Origin of the sequence: Flavobacterium phragmitis (genome assembly GCF_900112575.1) — a bacterium.
Taxonomy (GTDB): Bacteria; Bacteroidota; Bacteroidia; order Flavobacteriales; family Flavobacteriaceae; genus Flavobacterium; species Flavobacterium phragmitis.
In genome coordinates, this window is the sequence record NZ_FOMH01000011.1 from 196,594 (window position 1) to 221,031 (window position 24,438).

Genomic DNA, 24,438 nt, shown 5'->3' on the forward strand with positions numbered 1-24,438 from the left:
ATTATCCTTGTCTTTGTTTAAATCTAGGATTCTTTTTGTTTATTACGTACAGTCTCCCTTTTCTACGCACGATAATGCACTCGGCACTTCTCTTTTTTACTGATGCTCTAACTTTCATAGTGAATATCCTTTAATATCGATAAGTAATTCTTGCTTTTGACAAATCGTAAGGACTCATTTCTAGTTTCACTTTATCACCAGGTAATAACTTGATGTAATGCATTCGCATTTTTCCAGAAATATGAGCAATTACAATATGTCCATTTTCTAACTCCACACGGAACATCGCATTTGATAATGCTTCAATGATTGATCCGTCTTGTTCTATTGCTGATTGTTTTGCCATAAATATATTAAGCTACCGCTTTTCTATTTTTACCAGTCTTCATTAAACCATCATAATGTTTGTTTAACAAGTATGAGTTGATTTGTTGAATAGTATCTATTGCAACACCAACCATAATTATTAATGAGGTACCTCCAAAAAACATTGCCCAAGATTGTTGTACATCCATAATACTTACAACAATAGCTGGGAACACAGCAATCAAAGCAAGGAATAAAGATCCTGGGAAAGTTATTAAAGACATCACTTTATCTAAGAAATCTGAAGTTTCAGCTCCTGGACGAACTCCTGGAATAAAACCACCGCTTCTCTTTAAATCATCAGCCATTTTGTTAGTAGGTACAGTGATTGCAGTATAAAAGAATGTAAATACAATAATTAAAGTTGCAAAAACAAAATTATACCAGAAACCAAACATATTACTAAATGCACCAACAATAGATTGTGATGTATCTGATTTAGACAATCCGGCTACAGCCGCAGGAATAAACATAATTGCCTGAGCAAAAATAATTGGCATAACTCCAGAAGCATTAAGCTTAAGAGGAATCCATTGTCTATTACCTCCTGCCAAATCTTGCTCATAATCTCCAGTTGTTGTACGACGAGCGTACTGTACTGGGATTCTACGTACTGCCATTGTAAGCAATACACAAGAAATGATAACTAATAACCACACAATAATTTCAATAACTAATAACATTGGACCTCCATTGTTATTGGTAACACGAGTTGTAAACTCTTGGATAAAAGCTTGTGGTAAACGAGCTAAAATTCCAACCATAATTAACAATGAAATACCATTTCCAATACCTTTATCTGTAATTTTCTCACCAAGCCACATAGCAAAAATAGTACCTGTAACTAAAATGATAACAGACGAGAACAAAAATTCAGGAGAATTAAAGCCTAGCAAAAATGCATTACTAGGCAATGTTCTGTATAAATTATAGATATAAGTTGGACCTTGAACCAATGTGATAGCGATTGTCAACCAACGAGTGATTTGATTAATCTTTTTTCTACCACTTTCCCCATCATTTTGAAGCTTTTGTAAATATGGAATCGCAATTCCCATCAACTGAACGACAATAGACGCAGAAATATAAGGCATGATACCTAAGGCAAAAACTGAAGCCTTAGAGAAAGCACCCCCGGTGAACATGTCTAAGATAGATCCTAGACCATTTTTAGTTTGTCCCGCTAAACCAGTCAATTGCGTTGCGTCAATTCCAGGAAGCGTAACGTGTGCTCCAAAACGATATACTAAAAGCAATCCTAATGTAATTAAGATTCTATTCTTTAGTTCTTCGATTTTCCAAACATTACTTATTGATTCAATAAATTTCTTCATCTTAATAGATAAGTTATATAGTTACAGCTTCTCCTCCTGCAGCTTCAATAGCCGCTTTTGCAGTAGCAGTAAATTTGTGGGCAGTTACTTTTAATTTTGCTTTCAATTCTCCTCTACCTAAAATCTTAACGATTTCATTTTTAGAAGCTAGACGATTTGCTACGAAATCTGTCATAGAAACAGAATCAGTAATTACACCGTTATCAACTAATAATTGAAGAGTATCTAAATTAACACCTTCGTATTCTTTACGATTGATGTTTTTGAAACCAAACTTAGGTACACGTCTTTGAAGTGGCATTTGACCTCCTTCAAAACCAATCTTCTTAGAATAACCAGAACGAGATTTAGCCCCTTTGTGTCCACGTGCAGCAGTACCACCTTTTCCAGAACCTTCTCCTCTACCTAATCTTTTGTTTTGATTGTGTGTAGATCCCTCAGCAGGTTGTAAGTTACTTAAATTCATAACAGTATTTGTTATTTAGCTTCTTCTACAGAAACTAAGTGTTTAACTTTGTTTATCATCCCAAGGATAGCAGGATTTGACTCATGCTCCACAACTTGTCCAATTTTACGTAGACCTAAAGCTTCCAACCCTCTCTTTTGAGAAAGAGGACAGTTGATTTTGCTTCTTACTTGTTTTACTAATAATTTAGCCATAATTTCCTTGAATTAACCTTTAAAAACTTTCTCTAAAGAAACACCTCTTTGTTTTGCAACAGTGTGAGCGCTTCTCATTTGCAATAAAGCATCAAAAGTTGCTTTTACTACGTTATGTGGATTTGATGATCCTTGAGATTTAGATAATACATCGTGAATACCTACTGACTCAAGAACTGAACGAACAGCACCGCCAGCAATAACTCCAGTACCATGAGACGCTGGAATTAAGAATACACGTGCACCACCAAATTTACCTTTTTGTTCGTGAGGAACAGATTGTCCATTTAAAGGAATTCTAACTAAATTTTTCTTAGCATCTTCCACTGCTTTCGCAATTGCTTCAGAAACATCTTTAGATTTTCCTAATCCGTGACCAACTACTCCATTTTCATCACCTACAACTACAATAGCAGAAAAACCGAAAGCTCTACCTCCTTTTGTAACTTTAGTAACACGATTTACACTAACCAGACGATCTTTAAGTTCAAGACCGCTAGGTTTTACCAATTCTACATTTTTGTATTTAGACATAATATATTAGAATTTAAGTCCAGCAGCTCTTGCGCCTTCCGCTAATGATTTAATACGACCGTGATATAAATATCCACCTCTATCAAAAGTGATGGTATCAATCCCAGCTTTTAACGCTTTCTCTGCAACTAATTTTCCAACAGCAGCAGCTACTTCAACGTTAGTACCTTTTCCTATTTCTTTTTCTCTTGAAGATGCAGCTAATATAGTAACTCCATTTACATCATCAATGATTTGAGCGTAAATTTCTTTATTACTTCTAAAAACAGAAAGTCTAGGTCTAGCAGCAGAACCACTAACCGATTTTCTAATTCTGAATTTAATTCTCTGTCTTCTTTCAGATTTTGTTAATGACATAATCTTATATTTTAAGCTGATTTACCTGCTTTTCTTCTTAATACTTCACCCACAAATTTAACACCTTTTCCTTTATAAGGCTCTGGCTTACGGAAACTTCTGATTTTCGCAGCAACTTGACCTAAAAGTTGTTTATCAAATGATGTTAATTTTACGATTGGGTTCTTACCTTTTTCAGATACTGTTTCCAAAGATACTTCAGGAGCAATCTCTAAAACAATATTGTGAGAATATCCAAGAGCTAAATCTAATTTTTGACCTTGGTTTGAAGCTCTATAACCAACTCCAACTAATTCTAGTTCTTTTGTGAAACCTTCAGAAACACCAACAACCATATTACTGATCAAAGATCTGAATAATCCGTGTTTTGCTCTGTGGTCTTTATGATCAGACGATCTTTCAACTAAAACTTGATCGCCTTCAACAGTTACATTTACGTCCGAAAACTCTTGAACTAGTTGACCTCTTTTTCCTTTTACTGTAATAATACCGTCTTTAACTTCTACAGTTACACCAGCAGGGATTACAATTGGGCTTTTACCTATTCTTGACATCTTTTCTAGTGTTTAAAATTAGTATACGTAACAAATTACTTCACCACCTACATTTAATTGCTTCGCTTGTTTTCCAGTCATCAAACCTTTTGATGTAGAAACAATAGCAATTCCTAATCCGTTAAGGATTCTAGGTAATTTGGCAGCACCTGCGTACTTACGTAAACCAGGTTTACTAATTCTTTGGATATCTTTGATTACAGGCTCTTTAGTATCTTTATCATACTTTAAAGCAATTTTGATAGAACCTTGAACCGTGTTCTGCTCAAATTTGTAACTTAAGATGTAACCTTGATCAAATAAGATCTTAGTTATCTCTTTTTTAAGATTAGATGCTGGAATTTCAACAACTTTGTGGTTTGCAGCCACAGCGTTACGAACTCTAGTCAAATAATCTGCAATAGGATCTGTATACATATGTATTTGATTGCGATTATGGTTTTCGGGAGACACCCGTCTCCCGAACCTTTAATCAATTAAAATTATTTTTTGGTCTGCAAAAGTAATAACTTATTGCGAGATTACCAAGACGCCTTTTTTACACCAGGAATTAATCCATTATTAGCCATTTCACGAAAAGTTACACGTGAAATACCAAATTGACGAATATAACCTCTTGGTCTACCTGTTAATTTACAACGATTGTGTAAACGAACTGGTGAAGCATTTTTAGGCAATCTTTGTAAGCCTTCATAATCTCCAGCTTCTAATAAAGCTTTTCTTTTTTCAGCATACTTAGCTACCGTTTTCTCTCTTTTCACCTCACGGGCTTTCATTGATTCTTTAGCCATGTCTTAATTCTTTTTAAAAGGTAATCCTAATTCAGCCAATAATGACTTTGCTTCCTTGTCTGTTTTTGCAGTAGTAACAAAAGTAATATCCATTCCTGAAATTTTGTTTACTTTGTCAATATCAATTTCTGGGAAAATGATTTGCTCTAAAACTCCAAGATTGTAGTTACCTCTTCCGTCGAATCCAGTAGCTTTAATACCACCAAAATCTCTAACACGTGGTAAAGCAGAAGTAATAAGTCTATCTAAAAACTCATACATTCTTTCTCCACGCAAAGTAACTTTTGCTCCAATAGGCATTCCTTTTCTCAATTTAAAAGACGCAACGTCTTTTTTAGAGATTGTAGAAACTGCTTTTTGTCCAGTGATCTTTGTCAACTCATCAACTGCATAGTCAATAAGTTTTTTATCAGATACAGCTGCACCAACTCCACGGCTCAAAACGATTTTTTCAAGTTTTGGAACTTGCATTACGTTTGTATATCCGAACTCTTCTTTAAGAGCAGCAATTACTCTACTCTTATATTCTTCTTTTAGTCTAGGTGTATATGCCATTACTATAGTACTTGATTAGATTTTTTTGAAAATCTTACTTTCTTATCTCCTTCTACTCTAATACCTACTCTAGTTGTTTCCTTAGTTTTAGGATCAATTAAAGCAATGTTAGAAATTTGAATAGAAGCCTCTTTCTTAACGATACCACCTTGAGGGTTTTTAGCACTTGGTTTAGTGTGTTTTGAAACCAAGTTCACACCTTCAACTATCGCTTTGTTTTTTTCACGGTAAACACGTAAAACTTTACCTTCAGCACCTTTATGGTCTCCGGCAATAACTCTTACGATATCTCCTGATTTTATTTTTAGCTTTATCATCTTAAAACGAATTAAAGCACTTCTGGTGCTAATGATACAATTTTCATGAATTGTTTTTCACGAAGTTCTCTTGCTACCGGACCAAAAACACGAGTTCCTCTCATTTCCCCTGCAGCGTTCAAAAGAACACATGCATTGTCATCGAAACGGATATAAGAACCATCAGCTCTTCTCACTTCTTTTTTAGTACGTACAACAACTGCAGTTGAAACAGCTCCTTTTTTCACGTTTCCGTTTGGAGTTGCATCTTTGATAGAAACCACAATTTTGTCACCAACAGAGGCATATCTTCTTTTAGTACCTCCTAAAACACGAATAGTTAAAACTTCTTTAGCTCCCGTGTTATCTGCTACTTTTAGTCTTGATTCTTGTTGTACCATAATTATTTAGCTCTTTCTAAGATTTCAACTAATCTCCAACATTTTGTTTTACTTAAAGGACGCGTTTCGCTAATTCTTACAGTATCTCCAATGTTACAGTCGTTTTTTTCGTCGTGCGCAACATATTTCTTTGTTTTCAACACGAACTTACCGTATAATGGGTGTTTTACTTTTCTTACTTCAGAAATAACGATAGATTTATCCATCTTATTTGAAGTAACAACACCTATTCTTTCTTTTCTTAAATTTCTTTTTTCTTCCATCTTTCAGCAGAATACAATTATTGTAACTCTCTTTTAGTTAACTCTGTAGCTAGTCTTGCAACTGTTCTTCTAACGCTTCTGATTTGAAGTGGGTTAGCAATTGGAGAAATAGCGTGAGCCATTTTTAGGTCAGCATATACTTTCTTAGTTTGACTAAGCTTTTCTTGCAACTCCGCTGCAGAAAGATCTTTTATTTCTGATTGTTTCATAATAAATATAAATTATGCTTCGAAATCTCTAGCAACGACGAACTTAGTTTTTACTGGAAGTTTTTGAGCTGCAAGACGTAAAGCCTCTTTTGCAACTGACAATGGAACCCCTCCAACTTCAAACATAATTCTTCCTGGTTTAACAACAGCAGCCCAATATTCAACTGCTCCTTTACCTTTACCCATACGTACTTCAAGAGGCTTCTTAGTGATAGGTTTGTCTGGGAAAATTTTGATCCACAATTGTCCTTCTCTTTTCATGTAACGAGTTGCAGCGATACGTGCAGCTTCGATTTGACGAGAAGTTAAGAACATTCCATCTTCATGTACAGATTTAATTCCAAACATTCCATTTGAAAGTTCATGCCCTCTTTGAGAGTTACCTTTCATTCTACCTTTTTGTACCTTACGGTATTTTGTTCTTTTAGGCTGTAACATTTTTCTTTAGTTTAAAAATTTACTTTCTTTTACGAGCATCTGGTTTACCGCCTTTGTTAAAGTTAGATTTGCCTCTAGGAGCATCTCCACCTTTACCACCACCTGTACCAGATTGTTTTTTGTCCATTCCAGCAAGTGGAGAAAGTTCTCTCTTACCGTAAACTTCACCTTTCATGATCCATACTTTGATACCCATTCTACCGTAAGTAGTGTGAGCTTCAGCCAAAGCATAATCAATGTCAGCTCTGAAAGTTGATAGAGGAATTCTACCTTCTTTGAAACCTTCTGAACGCGCCATCTCAGCACCATTCAAACGACCAGAAATCAAAACTTTGATACCTTCAGCGTTCATACGCATAGAAGCAGCAATAGCCATTTTGATTGCACGTCTGTAAGAAATACGGCTTTCGATTTGACGAGCGATGCTTGTAGCCACAAGATAAGCATCTAGCTCAGGTCTTTTAATTTCAAAGATGTTGATTTGAACCTCTTTGTCAGTAACTTTCTTAAGTTCTTCTTTCAACTTGTCTACCTCTTGTCCGCCTTTTCCAATAATGATACCAGGTCTAGCAGTAGTGATAGTAACGGTTACAAGTTTCAAAGTTCTCTCGATGATTACTTTAGATACACTAGCTTTTGATAAACGAGCGTGGATATACTTTCTGATTTTGTGATCTTCAGCTAATTTATCGCCGTAATCATTTCCACCATACCAGTTTGAGTCCCATCCTCTGATGATACCAAGTCTATTTCCAATTGGATTTGTCTTTTGTCCCATGCTGCTTAAGAATTGCTTTGTGTGTTATTGATAGCTCCAAGCACGATTGTAACGTGATTAGAACGTTTTCTTATTCTGTGTGCACGACCTTGTGGAGCTGGACGAAGTCTTTTTAACATCATTCCACCATCTACTCTGATCTCTTTAACAAATAATCCAGCTTCTTCTAAATTACCTTCACTATTTTTTTGCTCCCAGTTGTTGATTGCAGATAATAATAGTTTTTCTAATTTTCTTGAAGCTTCTTTAGAACTGAATCTTAAAATGTTAAGTGCTCTTTCTACCTTCTGACCTCTTACCAAGTCCGCTACTAAGCGCATTTTTCTAGGTGAAGTAGGGCAGTTATTCAATTTTGCGAAAGCGATAGACTTATTAGCCTCTTTTCTCGCATCTGCTGTTTCTCTTTTACGAACTCCCATTGCTTCTTTTATTTTTTACCTTTATTTTTTGCTCCAGCATGACCTCTAAAAGATCTAGTTGGTGAAAACTCTCCTAATTTGTGACCTACCATGTTTTCTGTTACGTAAACTGGTACAAATTGACGACCGTTATGAACTGCGATAGTTTGTCCAACGAAATCTGGTGTAATCATAGAAGCTCTAGACCAAGTCTTAACTACACTATTTTTACCACTTTCTACGTTTTCTTGAACTTTCTTGTCTAATTTATAATGAACGAAAGGTCCTTTTTTTAATGAACGTGCCATATCTTATTATTTCTTTCTACGTTCTACGATATACTTGTTACTCGGGTTTTTCTTAGAACGAGTTCTGTAACCTTTAGCTGGCAATCCTTTTCTTGAACGTGGATGCCCTCCAGAAGAACGTCCTTCACCACCTCCCATAGGGTGATCAACTGGGTTCATCGCTACTGGTCTAGTTCTAGGTCTTCTTCCTAACCATCTTGTTCTACCTGCTTTTCCAGACACAACTAATTGGTGGTCAGAATTAGATACAGCTCCAATTGTAGCCGAACATGTTAACAAGATTAATCTTGTTTCTCCTGATGGCATTTTAATTGTAGCGTATTTTCCGTCTCTTGCCATTAACTGAGCAAAAGTTCCAGCTGAACGAGCAATAACTGCTCCTTGTCCTGGACGTAACTCAATACAAGATATAACAGTTCCAAGAGGAATTCTGCTTAAAGGTAATGTATTACCAATCTCTGGTTGAGATTCTGGACCAGAAACTAATTTCTGACCAACTTTCAATCCGTTTTGAGCGATAATATAAGTTTTCTCTCCATCAGCATAAGCTAATAAAGCGATAAACGCAGTACGATTTGGATCGTATTCGATTGATTTCACTGTAGCTGGAATTCCATCTTTAGTTCTTTTGAAATCGATGATACGATATCTCTGCTTGTGACCACCACCCGTATAACGCATGGTCATCTTTCCTTGACTATTTCTACCTCCTGAGTTTTTTATCGGTGCTATCAAAGAGCGTTCCGGCTTATCAGTTGTAATAGCGTCATAACCATTCACAACTCTAAATCGCTGACCCGGGGTAATAGGTTTTAATTTTCTTACTGACATTTTTCTATCTTAGATATTGTTGTAAAAATCAATTGTTTCTCCTTCTTGTACTTGAACAATTGCTTTTTTGTAAGCATTTGTCTTTCCACTGATTAAACCACTTTTAGTGTATTTTGTAGATCTGTCTGGTCTCACATTCATTGTATTAACAGAAACGATAGTTACTCCATAAGCAGCTTCAACAGCTTTCTTAATCTCAACTTTGTTTGCTTTTTTGTCAACAACGAATCCGAAGCGGTTTAGAACTTCACTTTCTTTGGTTACTTTTTCCGTTACTATAGGTCTAATAATGATGCTCATATTCCTATTATTTACTTAAATTTTCTTCAATTAACTCTAAAGAACCTTCTAAAAGCACTAAATTATTAGCGTTTAATATTGCGTAAGTGCTTAATTCTGAGCTAGTTACGACGTTTGAAGCCTTTAAATTACGTGACGACAAATATACGTTTTTATTTGACTCACCCAACACGAATAAAGATTTTTTATTCTCTAACCCTAAAGCTTTCAAAACGTTAATGAAATTTTTAGTGTTTGGTGTTTCAAAATTAAAGTCCTCAAGAACTACAATATTTGACTCTTTTGCCTTAATAGAGAAAGCCGATTTTCTAGCTAATCTCTTTAAGTTTTTATTCAATTTGAATGAATAACTTCTTGGTCTTGGTCCGAAAACTGTTCCACCACCTTTAAACAAAGGATTCTTAACACTTCCTGCACGCGCAGTACCAGTTCCTTTTTGTTTTTTAATCTTACGAGTACTTCCAGTTACTTCAGCTCTTTCTTTAGCCTTATGAGTACCTTGTCTTTGATTAGCAAGATATTGCTTAACATCAAGATATACCGCATGCTTGTTTGGTTCAATTGCGAATACTGAATCAGAAAGTTGAACTTTTCTACCAGTATCTTTTCCGTTGAAATCTAATACTTTTACTTCCATTACTTCTGAATGATTACATAAGAGTTTTTGTGACCAGGAACACATCCTTTAACAACAAGTAGATTCTTTTCAGCAACTACTTTTAAAACTCTAAGGTTTTGAACTTTTACATTTTCTCCTCCCATTCTTCCAGCCATACGCATTCCTTTGAATACTCTAGATGGATAAGAAGAAGCTCCTACAGAACCTGGCGCTCTTAAACGGTTGTGCTGACCATGAGTAGCTTGCCCAACACCACCAAAACCGTGACGTTTAACAACACCTTGGAAACCTTTACCTTTAGACACACCTTGTACATCTACAAATTCTCCTTCTTCAAAAATAGAAACATCAATAAGATCTCCTAATTTTTGTTCAGTTGCAAAATCTTGGAATTCAACGACTTTTTTCTTAGCAACAGTTCCAGCTTTTTTAAAGTGACCTAAAGCCGCTTTAGTAGAATGTTTCTCGTTTTTGTCATCGAAACCAAGTTGCAACGCTTCATACCCGTCAACCTCGTTGGTTCTGACTTGGGTAACAACGCATGGTCCAGCTTCGATTACTGTACAAGGAATGTTTTTCCCGTTTTCGTCGAAGATACTAGTCATGCCGATTTTCTTACCAATTAACCCAGACATAAATATTAATTATTAATTACTAAAATTCCCTTCAATTTGAAAATCACACAAATTTCCAAACAGGGAGTGCAAAAGTAGATATTAAAATCGAATAAACCAAACAGTTACAAAAATTAAATCGCTCATTATCAAAATCCAAGCACAAAAAGACCGCAAAAACAAACCCGATTTATTCCAAAAAAGAAATTTTACATTTACACCAAAACCAGTTTCATACTTAATAATCACTTAATTAACTCACAACAAAAACCTCTCGTACATCACTAAAATAAAGGCTTTTACAAATTTCAAAACAAACCCACGCAACAAAAAAACTCAATCAAAAACTATCTTATAGCAATAAAAAAAGCGAGACATTTCTGTCTCGCTTTTATCTATAAAAAAATATAAAAAAATTATACTTTTATCTCTACTTCTACTCCACTTGGCAATTCAAGTTTCATTAAAGCATCAATAGTTTTAGATGAAGATGAATAAATATCAATCAATCTCTTGTATGACATTACTTCAAATTGCTCTCTCGCTTTTTTGTTAACGTGCGGAGAACGTAACACAGTGAAAAGTTTTTTGTGAGTTGGCAACGGAATAGGACCTGTTACAACCGCTCCAGTAGTTTTTACTGTTTTTACGATCTTTTCAGCAGATTTATCTACCAACATGTGATCGTAAGATTTTAGTTTTATTCTGATTTTTTGACTCATTTTCTTAAAATTAAGCGTTACCTTTTGCTTTTTTGATTACCTCTTCTGAAATATTAGAAGGTGTTTCTGCATAGTGAGAGAACTCCATTGTTGAAGTAGCTCTACCAGAAGATAATGTTCTTAATGTAGTTACATAACCAAACATTTCTGATAAAGGCACATCAGCTTTGATAGTCTTAGCACCATTTCTGTCACCCATGTCATTTACTTGACCTCTACGACGGTTCAAGTCACCTACGATATCACCCATGTTTTCTTCAGGAGTAATAACTTCGATTTTCATGATTGGCTCAAGAATAACAGCTCCAGCAGCACGTCCTGACTCTTTATAACCCATTCTAGCTGCTAATTCAAAAGAAAGAGCATCAGAATCCACAGGGTGGAAAGATCCGTCTAATAAAGTTACTTTCAAACTATCAACAGCGTATCCAGCTAAAGGACCTGTTTTCATAGCCTCACGGAAACCTTTTTCAACAGCAGGGATATATTCTTTAGGAACGTTACCACCTTTTACCTCATTTACGAACTGTAATCCAACTGGAACTTTACCATCAACTTCATCAGCAGGCTCGATTCTAAATACGATATCACCGAATTTACCACGACCTCCAGATTGTTTTTTGTAAGTTTCTCTATGTTGAGCAGATTTAGTAAACGCTTCTTTGTACTCTACTTGCGGCTCACCTTGGTTAACCTCTACTTTAAACTCACGTTTCATACGATCAACTAAGATATCTAAGTGAAGCTCACCCATACCAGAAATAATAGTTTGACCTGAAGCCTCGTCAGTTCTTACCGTAAACGTTGGATCCTCTTCAGCTAATTTAGCCAAGGCCATACCCATTTTATCTACGTCAGCTTTAGTTTTAGGCTCGATAGCAATACCAATTACCGGCTCTGGGAACTTCATAGATTCCAAGATAATTGGATTCTTTTCATCACAAAGTGTATCTCCAGTTTTGATATCTTTAAATCCTACAGCAGCTCCAATATCTCCAGCCTCAATATATTCGATTGGATTTTGTTTATTAGCGTGCATTTGGTAAATACGAGAAATTCTCTCCTTGTTACCAGAACGAGTATTTAAAACATAAGAACCAGCATCCAAACGTCCAGAATAAGCACGGAAGAAAGCCAAACGACCTACGAAAGGGTCAGTAGCAATTTTAAATGCTAAAGCAGCAAACGGCTCTTTTACATCTGGGCGACGTAAGATTTTAGTTTGATCTTCTTCTAACAATTCAGCATCATCAGGATGAATTCCTTCAATACCTTCTTTATCTAATGGAGATGGCAAATACTTACAAACAGCATCTAACATAAATTGAACTCCTTTGTTTTTGAAAGAAGAACCAGCAAGCATAGGAATGATTGCCATATCAATTGTAGCCGCTCTTAAAGCGTTGTTGATTTCTTCTTCAGTAATAGAATTTTCATCTTCCATGTACTTATCTAAAAGATTTTCGTCATAAGTCGCAATCTCTTCGATAAGAATAGAACGGTAATGCTTAACATCATCAACCATATCAGCTGGGATATCTACAACGTCAAAAGTAGCCCCTTGAGTTTCATCATGCCATACAATAGCTTGATTTTTCACTAAGTCAACAATACCTTTGAAGTCTGCTTCATCACCAATAGGCAAAGTAATTGCAACCGCATTCGATTTCAACATATCTTTAACCTGTCCGCATACAGCTAAAAAGTTAGCACCTTGACGGTCCATTTTATTTACGAACCCCATACGAGGAACTCTATATTGATCAGCAAGTCTCCAGTTAGTTTCTGATTGAGGCTCAACACCATCAACAGCACTAAATAAGAAAACCAAACCATCAAGTACACGCAAAGAACGGTTTACCTCTACAGTAAAGTCAACGTGTCCAGGAGTATCAATAATATTAAAGTGGTATGGTAACGATTCTGGAATAACTTTACCTTGTACAGTTGGGAAGTTCCAAGTACAAGTTGTAGCAGCAGAAGTAATTGTAATACCTCTTTCTTGCTCTTGAGCCATCCAGTCCATTGTTGCAGCACCATCGTGCACCTCACCAATTTTGTGTGACTTTCCAGTATAAAAAAGAATACGCTCAGTTGTTGTTGTCTTACCAGCATCAATGTGAGCAGCGATTCCGATATTTCTTGTATATTTTAAATCTCTAGCCATTTCTTACGAATTAAAATCTAAAGTGAGAGAATGCTTTGTTAGCTTCTGCCATTTTGTGAGTATCCATTCTTTTCTTAACCGCAGCACCTTCTTCTTTAGCAGCTGCTAAACACTCAGAAGCTAAACGCTGTGCCATAGATTTTTCATTTCTTCTTCTTGAATAAAGTATTAACCACTTCATTGCCATAGAAATTTTTCTGTCTGGACGAATTTGCATTGGGATTTGGAATGTAGCTCCACCAACTCTACGGCTACGTACTTCTACGTGAGGCATAACGTTTGTTAAAGCATCTTTCCAGATCTCTAATGAAGTTTTCTCATCATTTTGCTTTTTAGTCTCGATGATGTCAATAGCATCATAAAATACTTTAAAAGCTGTAGATTTCTTACCATCCCACATTAAGTTGTTCACAAAACGTGTTACTAATTGGTCGTTAAACCTTGGATCCGGTAAAAGTGGTCTTTTCTTTGCCGCTCTTTTTCTCATGTCTTTTTCTTAAAAGTTTTTAAATTACTTTTTTGCTTCTTTTGGGCGTTTAGCACCGTACTTAGATCTTCTTTGCGTTCTTCCTGCAACACCTGACGTATCAAGCGCTCCACGAACGATATGATATCTAACACCTGGTAAATCTTTTACCCTTCCACCTCGCACTAATACTATCGAGTGCTCTTGTAGATTGTGTCCTTCTCCTGGGATGTAAGCATTCACCTCATTACCATTTGTCAAACGTACACGCGCAACTTTACGCATTGCAGAGTTTGGTTTTTTTGGTGTAGTAGTGTAAACACGCGTACAAACCCCTCTTCTTTGAGGACAAGAATCTAAAGCAACCGATTTACTCTTCTTAGTGATCTGAGTTCTTCCTGTTCTTACTAATTGTTGAATTGTTGGCATAATTAATACTAAAAATTATTATGTTTATTAAATTCCCGCTTTTTACGGGGTTGCAAATGTATAAAATATTTTTCACTATACAAACGTTAAATCATTAATTTTCAACAACATTATTTATATCTATGATTTAAGGAAGAAACGTTGGATATTTGCTTCACATTTAAACAACAAACCAATTGCTTTTGAAACAATTACTAAACATATTTATCCTCCTAATTACCTCTGGTTGTTTTGCCCAGTCATTTTACTTAAACATAAACGGAACGAACAAAAAACAAAACCAGGCAATTGACTCTATTACATACAACAGAAAACACTCTAATATAAAATCCCTAAATAACGAAATAAATGCAGTCACAAACCAATTAACAAAACAAGGATATACAGACCTTGAAATACTGAAAAACAAAAAAACAAACGACAGCACTTTCAACACAATAATCGACCTAAAAAACAAAATAAAAAGCATACATATATATATAGGTGCAAATAATTCATTTCACAACAATCAAGCATCAATAAAAGACAGCATATTTATCCCCTATTCTGAACTAGAAAATTTTTTAAATCAGGAAATATCCAACAAAGAAAAAGCAGGTTTTGCCTTTACAAAACTGAGACTGAAAAACATCGCAAAAAGAAATTCTATAATTTATGCAGATTTAAGTTTGGATTCAGAAAAAAAAAGAAGCCTAAACTCTATTATTCTAAATTACACAAACTCCGACTCAAAAAACTTTTTCCCAAAAGGAGCCTTAAAACAATTAAACAAGAAATATTTAAACAGAACTTTTAATCAGGAGACCGTTAAAAACATTTATACCGATATAAATAGTTTTGAATTTATATCCCAAACCAAATACCCTGAAATACTTTTCACAAAAGACTCAACTAAAGTCTACACCTATATTGAAAAAAGAAAAGCCAATACATTTGATGGCTATATCGGTTTCTCAAATGACGACAACAAAAAACTCATCCTAAATGGATACCTAGACATTTCCTTAATCAACACACTACGTGCTGGAGAAAAATTCTCATTGTATTGGAAAAGCGATGGTAACCAACAAAAAACATTTAACACCAAAATTGAAATCCCATATATATTTCAATCTCCTATAGGAATAAAAGCGCAATTAAACATATTCAAACAAGACAGCACTTTTCAAAACACCAAAACCGATATCAACTTAGGATATTATTTAAACTACAATTCAAAACTTTATATAGGATATCAATCGACAGAATCCAGCGATATTCAAAACACAAACAATTCATCGATCAGTGATTTCAACAATTCATACCTAACTACCACTTTTGACTACCAAAAGCCAGATTATGAAAACCCCATATTCTTAAACAAAGCCTTTCTATATTCTTCATTAGGATTCGGAAAAAGAACAACAAATAGCAGTCCCGAAACAGTAGGAACTAGTAATCAGTTTTTTACAAATATTAATCTTAAGTACAATTTTGAATTAAACTCGAAAAATTTTATTAACATAAATTCACAAAATTTTTTCTTAAAAAGCGACAATTATATTTCAAATGAATTATTTCGTTTCGGAGGAATGAATTCAATTAGAGGCTTCCTAGAAAACAGCTTACAAGCAAATTTCACTTCAATGATACTTACTGAGTATAGATATTTAGCATCCAAAAATCTTTACATCAATTCAATTTTAGACTATGCTTTATACCAAGACCAAACCAGTAATTCAAACAAAAATCAAATAAAAAAACTAATAGGCATTGGCATCGGCACATCAATCCAAACCACAAGCGGCCTATTAAAGATAAACCTTAGCAACGGAGGAGAGAAAACTTCAGATTTACAATTATATAACACTATTATAAACATCTCTTATAACGTGAAGTTTTAAAACTCTGTTATTAACAAAAGCTAGAGTACTAAAAACTTAACTATTTCAGGACTTATTTTAATATAATGCGGTATTAAGATAAAAACGACATTACATTAAGCAGTTTTCTTACTTAAAAGTTACAGAAAAAACAATTATCGACATGTTTTTCCGAAATTTAACATTTCTCTTAACAATGAAATTTTAAATTATTAACAAATTGAACCTGTCAAAAAAAGAATAATTCAAAGATATACTGCTTTTAATGATAAAAATTCAAATTCTAGTAGTAAATTCATTATTTAACGAAAAAAAAAGCATTTTAAATTAGGTAGATTAACAAATTATTAAGATTTTTGTCGGACTAATTCAAAATATTTAAAAATGAAACTAAAGTTCAATGGATTCCTAGTGCTTTTATTGGTACTAGTTGCGCAACTAACTTTCGCGCAAGAAAGAGCTGTTTCGGGAACTGTTTCTGATAATACAGGAATGCCTCTTCCAGGTGTGAGTGTATTAATCAAAGGAACAAAAACTGGAACACAAACAGATTTTGATGGTAAATTCTCTATCAAAGCATCTCCAAGCCAAGTTTTGGTATTTAGCTACATCGGTATGAAAAGCCAAGAAGTTGTAGCAAGTTCAACAAATGTAAACATCAAATTAAAAGATGATTCAGTAGAACTTGGAGAAGTTATTGTATCGGGAGCTGTAGGTATTAAAAAGAAAAAATCTGCAGTAACATCATCTTACTCTACAGTTAATAATGACGAATTAAAAGCTGCTTCTAACCCTGACGCTGTTCGTTCATTGGTTGGTAAAGTATCAGGCTTAACAATCAACAACACTACAAATGGTGTAGGAGGAACAACTTCTATCAGAATTCGTTCTATGTTATCTTTTACAGGTAACACTGAAGCTCTTGTAGTTATTGATAACGTTATCTCTAGTGCTGACGTAATGGCTTCAATTCCATCTGACCTTATCGAAAACGTTACTGTATTAAAAGGAGCTCAAGGAGCTGCATTATACGGTTCTCAAGGTAAGCAAGGGGTTGTTTTAGTAACAACTAAAAAAGGTTCTAGAAATGAAAACTTAACTGTAGCATTCAATTCATCTGCAGATATTGAAAAAGTAAGTTTTGTTCCAGAAAGACAACAAAGATATGGTCAAGGATGGTATAACGTACAAGACCAACAAGAAAATGGTGGTTGGGGTCCTTTATTAGACGGATCTATCAAACCAGTTGGTATTCCAGATGCTGATGGTAACTCAATTATGGCTCCATATAGTGCATTAGGAAATGATGAGATTAAAAAATTCTACCAAACAGGTACTATTTTACAAAACAACTTAAACATCAGCGCTGGTGGTGCTGAAGGTTATGTGAACTTAAACTTAGGTAATGTTAGACGTGACTTCATCTTAGAAGGAGACGAATTAAACAGAAACACAGTTGTATTGACTGCAGGTAAAAAAATCAACAAATTCACTGTTGGTGGTACTTTTACTTTCACAAATCAAAGAACAAAACAAGCTAACGTAAACGCTGCTACATCTCGTTCTGATTACACTCTTTTAACTACTTTATTACAAGCTGCTTCAAACGTGCCAATCACGCAATTTAAAGACAGAGGATTATACGGATGGAATGGTTACTACCAAAACCCTTACTGGGCAAGAGAAAACAACAGATTAGAAGAAACTAAGAACTTTGTTAACTTAGGTATCAACGCTGGATATGAAATCAATAAAAACATTGAGCTTGTTTACAATGGTTCTGTTCAGATGAGAAATACTAATCAAGTTTCTTACTCAAACCAAGCTATTTCTCCAGCTGATGCTGATGGAGGTTTTGATTCTCCGTCTGAGTTCTACCAATCTAATTTGAACTCAACATTCTACTATGGTGATATCATGGCTAACTTTAACTACGATTTATCTGACGCTTTAAAATTAAAGTTCAACGTAGGTCAAAACATGCAATACAACTACACTAAGAGAATTTCTCAAGGGGGTACTAACTTAGAGATTCCAGGATTATACAACATTTCAAACGTACTTAATCCAGCGAATCCATCTACTTTAGACAACAGAACTATTGAGACTAGATCAACTGCAACATTCGCTAACGTTGATTTTAGCTACAAAAACTACTTATTCTTAAACTTAACAGGTCGTTATGAAGGACAGAGTGTTGCTGCAGTAGGAAATCAATTTTACTTTTACCCATCTGCAGGTTTATCTTACGTAGCAACAAATGCTATCGAAGCATTAAAAGACAAATCTGTTTTAAGTAACTTAAAATTATATGCTAACTACACACAAGTTGGTTCATTAGATCCAGTAGCTGCATATAACATTTTAGATTTAGCTCAAATTGCTACAGGATTCCCTTTCCCAAACACAGGAAACTCTTATAACAATAGTTATTTCCCAACTGATCCAAACATCAAACCAGAAACTTACACTACTTATGAAGGTGGTATTAACTTTGGTTTCTTAAAAGATAGAATTACATTAGATGTTGCTGGTTATATCACTAGAACTACAGACTTGATTACAGATGCATCTGCAAGTTCTGCTTCTGGATTACAAACATTAAAATCTAACAATGGAGAATTAGAAGGTAAAGGTATCGAGATTGACTTAGCAGTTATGCCATTCAATACTCCAACTTTCAAATGGAATGCAAGAGTTTCATATACTTCAAACGATACTAAAGTAATTAGTGCTGGTGATACTGACAAAGTAGTTATCACTGACGGAGGTAACTCTCAAATCAATGGAGATATCTCTGCTGTAAAAGGATTACCTTTCCCTTACATTACTGGTACAGATTGGATGAGAGATTCAGAAGGTCACGTTATTGTTGATGCTCAAGGACGTCCAACTCCAGATGCAACTTTCAAAAATCTTGGAAAAGTTACTCCAGATTATATCTTAGGTTTAACAAACAGCTTTGAATACAAAGGTGTTGGTTTATCTTTCACAATGGACTACAGAACTGGTCACAGCTTCTTATCTCAAACTAAATACAACTTAACTTGGAATGGTCACTTAGTTGATTCTGCTGAGTTTGACAGAAACGTAGGTTTCTTATACCCAGGATCTGTAATTGACAACCCTGCAACAGCAACTGTTGGAGATTATATCCCAAACACAAGTGTATTAACTGGAGGTTTCTCAAGTTTAACTGGAGCTGCTAACAGAACTCAAGCTTACTTTAACCAAGCGGCTAGTGTAGGTTCTCACAACTTAATTGATGCAACAGCATTCAAAGTTAGAGAAATTGCTTTAAGCTATTCATTCCCTAAAAAAGTTTTAGAGAAAGCTGGAATCCAAACTTTCAAAGTAAGTTTAAATGCTAGAAACCCATTCATTATTTTAGCATCTAGCAACAAAGGATATGCTGATCCTGAAGCTTCTAACCAAGTTAACACATCAACATCCACAGCGGCTAAAAACCCTAATGCTAACAGTACTTTAACTAATACCTCAAGAAATGGTCTTGGTTTCATCGGTGATGCTCAATATCCATCAACTCGTACTTTTGGTTTCAGCATCAATACGACATTTTAATACTTAAAATAAAAACATTATGAAAAAAATATTTTTCAGCAGTATGTTTGCCTTATTTTTATTTACCTCATGCGAGAATTACCTTGATGTAAATGAAAAGCAATCAAACAACGCCAACTTTGATGCAATTGCACCAAATCAAATGCTTGCGGGAGCTTTAAACAACTATACGAATCACCAATTAAACTCATTATCTACTTATGGTAACCGAATGACATACGTATGGGGATTAAATAGTGGTTTTACTTCAAATGACCCAGCTTGGACCTATACTTTTGATAGTAACAGTTACTCAGCACTTTTTGAAACTACTTATCTTTTTGCAGATAACTTCCAAGATATCTTAGACAAACAAGATAAATTCCCTGACTATCAATATCACTTTGGAATTGCTAAAATTTTCAAAGTAATGTTAATGGATTATGCTACTGCATTATACGGAGATGTACCTTACTCTGAAGCTTTTAAAAACAGCATACCAGCTCCAAAATATGACGATGATAAAACAATCATTCCTGCATTATTTAAGGAGTTAGACGAAGCAAGAGCCTACCTTTCTAGTACTGATGCTGTAGAATTAGGTTCAGAAGATATTATTTTTCATGGAGATATTCCTTCTTGGATAAAATTCCTTAATACTGTTGAATTAAAACTTGTATTAAGATTATCTAAAACTACTGACGCAACTCTTGTAGCTTTAAGAACTGCTCGCGCCGCTCAATTAAATGCATTACAAAACTTTGTTACTGCTGACGTTGCATGTAATCCTGGCTATAACTCAAGTGATGCTACAAAAAGATCTCCACTATACAGATTTTATGGTCTAAACGAAGCGCTTAGTGACTGGACATCTGCAAATAGAGCAAATGCTGGCGGTGCTTTCATCATCGACATCTTAAATGGAACTTTAAACAATACTGATATCAATTCTACTGGAATTGTAGATCCAAGAAGAGCAAGAATGTTTGCATCAGTTCCAGCTGGAAGCCCTGGTGCTGGTACTTGGATTGGTAATACACTTGGTCTTTTCCCATTGGATCCAATTTCTAGAATGAGTTCATTCTTTATTGGACGTGTTGGAAGTGACGAAAATGGTATGATTAGAGATGCATATATTATGCAACTTGCTGAAAGTAAATTTTTACAAGCTGAAGCTGCACAAAGAGGTTACATAAGCGGAGATGCTCATGCTTTATTTTTAGATGGTATCAATGCTTCTATGGCATTTAACTCAAAACTATGGGGAACTAACACAACAGCTCAAATCCCTGCACTTAATCCAACAGCTTATCTTGCTGCAATTGATTCTCGTAATGGATTAGGATGGACTGGTTCTACTGACAAAATCAATGCAATTATTACTCAAAAATATCTTGCATTAGCTCAGTGGCACGGAATTGAGTTATACATTGATCAACAAAGAACTGGATATCCAAAAACTCCACTTCCTGTAGGTGTTATCCAAACTAATGCACCAAACAGATTGATCTACCCTACTTCAGAATATTCATCAAACAGTTCCAACGTTCCAAACGTTTCTGGTTCTGAAATATTCTCAGTAAATGCAAAAACTCCTTACTACTTACAATAGTAGATAGTAAAAGTTATTATAACGAAGCGGGCTGTTCAATGAACAGCCCGCTTTTTTTTATAGAAACATATTATTACCTATATTTGTCCAATGGAAAAAGAACATCAAATATTTGGCATCAGGGCCATTATAGAAGCAATTCAAGCAGGAAAAGAAGTAGATAAAGTCTTTATACAGAAAGATATTTCTGGAGACTTAATGAAAGATTTAATGAAGGTAATGAAACGTGCAAACATTAACTTCTCTTATGTTCCTGTCGAAAAACTAAACCGTCTTACTCCAAACAACCATCAAGGTGCTGTTGCAACCATCTCTCCTATTGGTTTTATTGATTTGGAACATCTTGTAGAATCTACTATTGAATCTGGAAAGAAACCTTTATTTTTAATATTAGACCAAATATCTGATGCTAGAAATTTTGGAGCCATCATCAGAACCGCAGAATGTACTGGCGTAAATGGAATCATTATTCAAAAGGCTGGTTCGGCACCTGTAAACGGAGATACTGTTAAAACATCTGCTGGAGCTGTATTTAATGTCCCTATCTGTAAAGTAGAACATATTAAAGATGCTATTTTCTACCTGCAAGGTTCTGGAATTAAAACGGTAGCAGCAACTGAAAAAACAGATCAAAACATTTACGACGTATCTTTAGCAGAACCCGTTGCTATCATCATGGGATCAGAAGATCGAGGCATAAATCCTTCTGTATTGAAAATTGTAGACGAAAAAGCAAAACTGCCAATGTTTGGCTCTATAGGATCTCTAAACGTTTCTGTTGCCTGCGGGGCATTTTTATACGAAACTGTTCGACAAAGGAGTTAAATTGTATTGAGAATTAAGATTAGAATGAATAATTAAAAAACTTTAATTAATGCTTTCAAAATCTAATCCAAAACGAATAAATAACATAGTTCGCTGCCTGTTTGTAATTTTAATGATTACAAACAGCTACGGACAAAATACTACGTACAGTCAATTTTGGAATGAGATTCAATTTAGCAGAACCTTGAGCGAAAAATGGTCCACTGAAATAGATTTCGCAGCAACTTACAGCAGCACAGAATCTTCATCCAATTTATTCGACAATACCATTCAAAGATCTGTTAGAGGCTGGGGACATTACTACTTTTCTCCTAGATGGAAATTCTCCTCTTTTATAGCCTATTTTAACAACAGAGATGTTCCCGAAATAGGACAATTCAAATCTCCCGAATGGCGGTTTGCCCTTCAGGGAATTTACTTCTTCCATAAGACAGGTTATACTCTTAGTACAAGAATGCGAATGGAATTTCGGCATATGAGAAATCAAGATGACGATTATGAAAATGTTTTTCGATATCGACAGCAAATAAAGTATTTACAACCCATAACCAGCAAAGTCTTAAGAGAAGGTGTAATATATGCAATTGCTTCAGACGAGATATACCTAAAATCCGGTGCAAAAGTTACAGGAGAAAGTTTTTTTGACCGTAACAGATTAAACGTTGGTGCTGGTTATTTGTTCTCTGATGATATTCAAGTTGAAGTCACTTACTGCAATGAATTTTTACCTCGAAATAATGGAAATCAGACAACAAATGCTGCTTCCTTAACCATTAGTTTCAACAACTTCCTCGACAACCTTAAAAAGAAAATCAATAGTAAACACAATCACGAAATAAAGGATGAAGAATAATTTACTTTTCTTTTAAAAAACATATCAGCTGTTCTCTTATTGCATTCTTATGCAGTTTAAAATTATATTTCCTCACAAATTCAGTTCCTGCCATATTGATTTCGGCTGTTACTGCTTCGTAATTTGAAAAAGCTTTAATGTCTTTATCATCAATTAAATAAAGAACCTGCATGATGGAATCGTTTCTACGATATTGTGTATCATAATGCGCTAGTTTATACATTTTATTATCCGAAAGCTGAATAATCAAATCATCTTTGATTTTTTTACCCGTTTTTTTATCAGGAAATGGAGTCGGTTGCAATGCCACAAAATAATGTTCTTTGTCTGTAACAATGTTAATTTTTAAAGATTTTGATTTAGTGGAATAAAATACCTCAGGCTCAAAATAATATAACATGCTTCCATCTGCCTGAACCCTATTTTTAATTTCGCATTGTGCAGCAACATCGTAGTTAAAAATAAAAATCAAGAACAAAACCAACAAATTTATTTTACACATAGCCCTAGAAATTAAATCGTTACACAAACAAATTTACTCATTTAATCTCAAAAAAAGCATTTAACTAGATTTCATCCTCCGAATCTAATTTTCTAGTTACAATATAATTTACGGAATGACTAGAAGAAAAATAGTCTGGCAGATTCTCTTCTTCCTCTTTTGGAATATTGATAAAATTTCCATTTTCATCAAAATGCTTCATGAAGGGATCTGAGGTCGGATCAAAATCTGGTCGTTGCCAATCATAAACAATTGGCTTTGCATATTCTGGCGTTCTATAAAAAAATGTCAAAACAAAACCTGTTATCAAACCTGCCAAATGTCCTTCCCAAGAAATGGATTGATCTACATCTGGAAAAACATACCATATCATACCGCCATAAAGCAAAATAACAGTTAAAGATAAAGCTACTAATCTATAATATCGAGTTTGAATTCCTTTAAAGAAAATAAAACTAACCAAAACATAAATCAAACCGCTTGCTCCAATATGAAAATTGGTTCGTCCAACAACCCAAGTAATAAATCCCGATAACAAAATTCCATAACAAATTACTCCAAAAGTCTGTTTGGGATAGAAAAATTGAATGGTCGCCAATAATATTAAAAGCGGAATACTATTATTATAAAGATGTTCTAAATTTTCATGAATAAAAGGACTAAACAAAACGCCTCGTAAACCTAAAAAATCACGCGGATAAATTCCGTACTGGTAAAAATCAAAATCGAAACGAATCTGCAACCAATAAATAATCCATAAAAAAAGGACAAAAAACAGCGGAAGTCCAATAACCGAATTTGAAAATTTTAAATTAGTATCGTTCATATTGATT

At 34.6% G+C, this 24,438-nt stretch carries 34 protein-coding genes; 5 read left to right on the forward strand and 29 right to left on the reverse strand.

Going from position 1 to position 24,438, the window contains the following annotated elements; translation table 11 throughout:
- Position 1 precedes the first annotated feature (1 nt).
- The 27 genes from ykgO to rpsL form a co-directional block, all read right to left on the reverse strand.
- Entirely contained in the window at positions 2-118 is a 117-nt protein-coding gene (gene ykgO / locus BM289_RS19450; protein WP_002987490.1) for a type B 50S ribosomal protein L36, read from the reverse strand.
- Between the two features lie 12 nt (positions 119-130).
- A complete protein-coding gene (infA, locus tag BM289_RS19455; protein WP_007136545.1) occupies positions 131-346 on the reverse strand; it encodes a translation initiation factor IF-1 in 216 nt (71 codons plus the stop codon).
- A gap of 7 nt (positions 347-353) precedes the next feature.
- Positions 354-1,700: a preprotein translocase subunit SecY gene (gene secY / locus BM289_RS19460; protein WP_007803669.1), complete on the reverse strand. Its 1,347-nt coding sequence runs from the start codon at positions 1,698-1,700 to the stop codon at positions 354-356.
- A gap of 13 nt (positions 1,701-1,713) precedes the next feature.
- The gene (gene rplO / locus BM289_RS19465; RefSeq protein ID WP_091496646.1) at positions 1,714-2,166 is read right to left on the reverse strand and encodes a 50S ribosomal protein L15; all 453 of its coding nucleotides are present in this window, start codon (positions 2,164-2,166) and stop codon (positions 1,714-1,716) included.
- Between the two features lie 11 nt (positions 2,167-2,177).
- Positions 2,178-2,360: a 50S ribosomal protein L30 gene (gene rpmD / locus BM289_RS19470; protein WP_008464315.1), complete on the reverse strand. Its 183-nt coding sequence runs from the start codon at positions 2,358-2,360 to the stop codon at positions 2,178-2,180.
- A gap of 12 nt (positions 2,361-2,372) precedes the next feature.
- Complete coding sequence (rpsE, locus tag BM289_RS19475; RefSeq protein WP_085949269.1) at positions 2,373-2,897, reverse strand: 30S ribosomal protein S5; 525 nt, start codon at positions 2,895-2,897, stop codon at positions 2,373-2,375.
- A 3-nt stretch (positions 2,898-2,900) separates the two neighbouring features.
- Positions 2,901-3,251: a 50S ribosomal protein L18 gene (gene rplR, locus BM289_RS19480; protein ID WP_035650451.1), complete on the reverse strand. Its 351-nt coding sequence runs from the start codon at positions 3,249-3,251 to the stop codon at positions 2,901-2,903.
- Positions 3,252-3,262: 11 nt separating this feature from the next.
- Positions 3,263-3,805, reverse strand: a complete 543-nt coding sequence (rplF, locus tag BM289_RS19485; RefSeq protein WP_091496648.1) for a 50S ribosomal protein L6 — start codon at positions 3,803-3,805, stop codon at positions 3,263-3,265.
- An 18-nt stretch (positions 3,806-3,823) separates the two neighbouring features.
- On the reverse strand, positions 3,824-4,222 hold the full coding sequence (gene rpsH, locus BM289_RS19490) for a 30S ribosomal protein S8 (protein WP_008464306.1): 399 nt from the start codon (positions 4,220-4,222) through the stop codon (positions 3,824-3,826).
- 104 nt (positions 4,223-4,326) lie between these two features.
- Positions 4,327-4,596 (reverse strand): 30S ribosomal protein S14, encoded by a 270-nt coding sequence (gene rpsN / locus BM289_RS19495; RefSeq protein WP_008464305.1) that lies wholly within the window; start codon positions 4,594-4,596, stop codon positions 4,327-4,329.
- 3 nt (positions 4,597-4,599) lie between these two features.
- Positions 4,600-5,151: a 50S ribosomal protein L5 gene (gene rplE / locus BM289_RS19500; RefSeq protein ID WP_073418353.1), complete on the reverse strand. Its 552-nt coding sequence runs from the start codon at positions 5,149-5,151 to the stop codon at positions 4,600-4,602.
- A gap of 2 nt (positions 5,152-5,153) precedes the next feature.
- The gene (gene rplX, locus BM289_RS19505) at positions 5,154-5,468 is read right to left on the reverse strand and encodes a 50S ribosomal protein L24 (RefSeq protein WP_008464300.1); all 315 of its coding nucleotides are present in this window, start codon (positions 5,466-5,468) and stop codon (positions 5,154-5,156) included.
- 11 nt (positions 5,469-5,479) lie between these two features.
- Positions 5,480-5,848, reverse strand: a complete 369-nt coding sequence (rplN, locus tag BM289_RS19510; protein WP_007803649.1) for a 50S ribosomal protein L14 — start codon at positions 5,846-5,848, stop codon at positions 5,480-5,482.
- A 2-nt stretch (positions 5,849-5,850) separates the two neighbouring features.
- Positions 5,851-6,111, reverse strand: coding sequence for a 30S ribosomal protein S17 (gene rpsQ / locus BM289_RS19515; protein ID WP_008464298.1), 261 nt, complete (start codon positions 6,109-6,111; stop codon positions 5,851-5,853).
- 17 nt (positions 6,112-6,128) lie between these two features.
- Entirely contained in the window at positions 6,129-6,320 is a 192-nt protein-coding gene (rpmC, locus tag BM289_RS19520; RefSeq protein WP_008464297.1) for a 50S ribosomal protein L29, read from the reverse strand.
- Positions 6,321-6,332: 12 nt separating this feature from the next.
- Entirely contained in the window at positions 6,333-6,758 is a 426-nt protein-coding gene (gene rplP / locus BM289_RS19525) for a 50S ribosomal protein L16 (RefSeq protein ID WP_008464295.1), read from the reverse strand.
- Between the two features lie 19 nt (positions 6,759-6,777).
- Entirely contained in the window at positions 6,778-7,536 is a 759-nt protein-coding gene (gene rpsC, locus BM289_RS19530) for a 30S ribosomal protein S3 (RefSeq protein ID WP_008464292.1), read from the reverse strand.
- A gap of 5 nt (positions 7,537-7,541) precedes the next feature.
- A complete protein-coding gene (gene rplV, locus BM289_RS19535) occupies positions 7,542-7,955 on the reverse strand; it encodes a 50S ribosomal protein L22 (RefSeq protein ID WP_007803631.1) in 414 nt (137 codons plus the stop codon).
- Between the two features lie 8 nt (positions 7,956-7,963).
- Positions 7,964-8,242: a 30S ribosomal protein S19 gene (gene rpsS / locus BM289_RS19540; RefSeq protein WP_012022488.1), complete on the reverse strand. Its 279-nt coding sequence runs from the start codon at positions 8,240-8,242 to the stop codon at positions 7,964-7,966.
- Positions 8,243-8,248: 6 nt separating this feature from the next.
- The gene (gene rplB / locus BM289_RS19545; protein ID WP_091496650.1) at positions 8,249-9,073 is read right to left on the reverse strand and encodes a 50S ribosomal protein L2; all 825 of its coding nucleotides are present in this window, start codon (positions 9,071-9,073) and stop codon (positions 8,249-8,251) included.
- Positions 9,074-9,082: 9 nt separating this feature from the next.
- The gene (rplW, locus tag BM289_RS19550) at positions 9,083-9,373 is read right to left on the reverse strand and encodes a 50S ribosomal protein L23 (RefSeq protein WP_091496652.1); all 291 of its coding nucleotides are present in this window, start codon (positions 9,371-9,373) and stop codon (positions 9,083-9,085) included.
- Between the two features lie 7 nt (positions 9,374-9,380).
- Complete coding sequence (gene rplD / locus BM289_RS19555) at positions 9,381-10,010, reverse strand: 50S ribosomal protein L4 (RefSeq protein ID WP_091496654.1); 630 nt, start codon at positions 10,008-10,010, stop codon at positions 9,381-9,383.
- Positions 10,010-10,627, reverse strand: a complete 618-nt coding sequence (gene rplC / locus BM289_RS19560; protein WP_091496656.1) for a 50S ribosomal protein L3 — start codon at positions 10,625-10,627, stop codon at positions 10,010-10,012. The genes rplD and rplC overlap by 1 nt, the downstream gene beginning before the upstream one ends.
- A 395-nt stretch (positions 10,628-11,022) precedes the next feature.
- Complete coding sequence (gene rpsJ, locus BM289_RS19565) at positions 11,023-11,328, reverse strand: 30S ribosomal protein S10 (RefSeq protein WP_007803605.1); 306 nt, start codon at positions 11,326-11,328, stop codon at positions 11,023-11,025.
- Between the two features lie 10 nt (positions 11,329-11,338).
- Positions 11,339-13,495 (reverse strand): elongation factor G, encoded by a 2,157-nt coding sequence (fusA, locus tag BM289_RS19570; RefSeq protein WP_091496658.1) that lies wholly within the window; start codon positions 13,493-13,495, stop codon positions 11,339-11,341.
- Positions 13,496-13,505: 10 nt separating this feature from the next.
- Positions 13,506-13,982 (reverse strand): 30S ribosomal protein S7, encoded by a 477-nt coding sequence (gene rpsG, locus BM289_RS19575; protein ID WP_026727879.1) that lies wholly within the window; start codon positions 13,980-13,982, stop codon positions 13,506-13,508.
- 24 nt (positions 13,983-14,006) lie between these two features.
- Entirely contained in the window at positions 14,007-14,390 is a 384-nt protein-coding gene (rpsL, locus tag BM289_RS19580; protein ID WP_007136570.1) for a 30S ribosomal protein S12, read from the reverse strand.
- 182 nt (positions 14,391-14,572) lie between these two features.
- Between rpsL and BM289_RS19585 the strand changes: the two genes are divergently transcribed.
- The 5 genes from BM289_RS19585 to BM289_RS19605 all read left to right on the forward strand — a co-directional run bounded on the left by BM289_RS19585 (position 14,573) and on the right by BM289_RS19605 (position 23,103).
- A complete protein-coding gene (locus tag BM289_RS19585; protein ID WP_244165417.1) occupies positions 14,573-16,273 on the forward strand; it encodes a BamA/TamA family outer membrane protein in 1,701 nt (566 codons plus the stop codon).
- A 363-nt stretch (positions 16,274-16,636) separates the two neighbouring features.
- Positions 16,637-19,834 carry a SusC/RagA family TonB-linked outer membrane protein gene (locus BM289_RS19590; RefSeq protein WP_091496660.1) on the forward strand — a complete coding sequence of 1,066 codons (3,198 nt, stop codon included), beginning with the start codon at positions 16,637-16,639 and terminating at the stop codon, positions 19,832-19,834.
- A gap of 19 nt (positions 19,835-19,853) precedes the next feature.
- Positions 19,854-21,425: a SusD/RagB family nutrient-binding outer membrane lipoprotein gene (locus tag BM289_RS19595; RefSeq protein ID WP_091496663.1), complete on the forward strand. Its 1,572-nt coding sequence runs from the start codon at positions 19,854-19,856 to the stop codon at positions 21,423-21,425.
- Positions 21,426-21,515: 90 nt separating this feature from the next.
- Complete coding sequence (gene rlmB, locus BM289_RS19600) at positions 21,516-22,250, forward strand: 23S rRNA (guanosine(2251)-2'-O)-methyltransferase RlmB (protein WP_091496665.1); 735 nt, start codon at positions 21,516-21,518, stop codon at positions 22,248-22,250.
- 49 nt (positions 22,251-22,299) lie between these two features.
- The gene (locus tag BM289_RS19605) at positions 22,300-23,103 is read left to right on the forward strand and encodes a DUF2490 domain-containing protein (protein WP_091496667.1); all 804 of its coding nucleotides are present in this window, start codon (positions 22,300-22,302) and stop codon (positions 23,101-23,103) included.
- Between the two features lies 1 nt (position 23,104).
- On the opposite strand, the gene BM289_RS19610 is transcribed toward BM289_RS19605, so the two are convergent.
- Complete coding sequence (locus tag BM289_RS19610; RefSeq protein ID WP_091496669.1) at positions 23,105-23,605, reverse strand: hypothetical protein; 501 nt, start codon at positions 23,603-23,605, stop codon at positions 23,105-23,107.
- Between the two features lie 64 nt (positions 23,606-23,669).
- Positions 23,670-24,431 (reverse strand): rhomboid family intramembrane serine protease, encoded by a 762-nt coding sequence (locus BM289_RS19615; protein WP_091496671.1) that lies wholly within the window; start codon positions 24,429-24,431, stop codon positions 23,670-23,672.
- Positions 24,432-24,438: the final 7 nt, after the last annotated feature.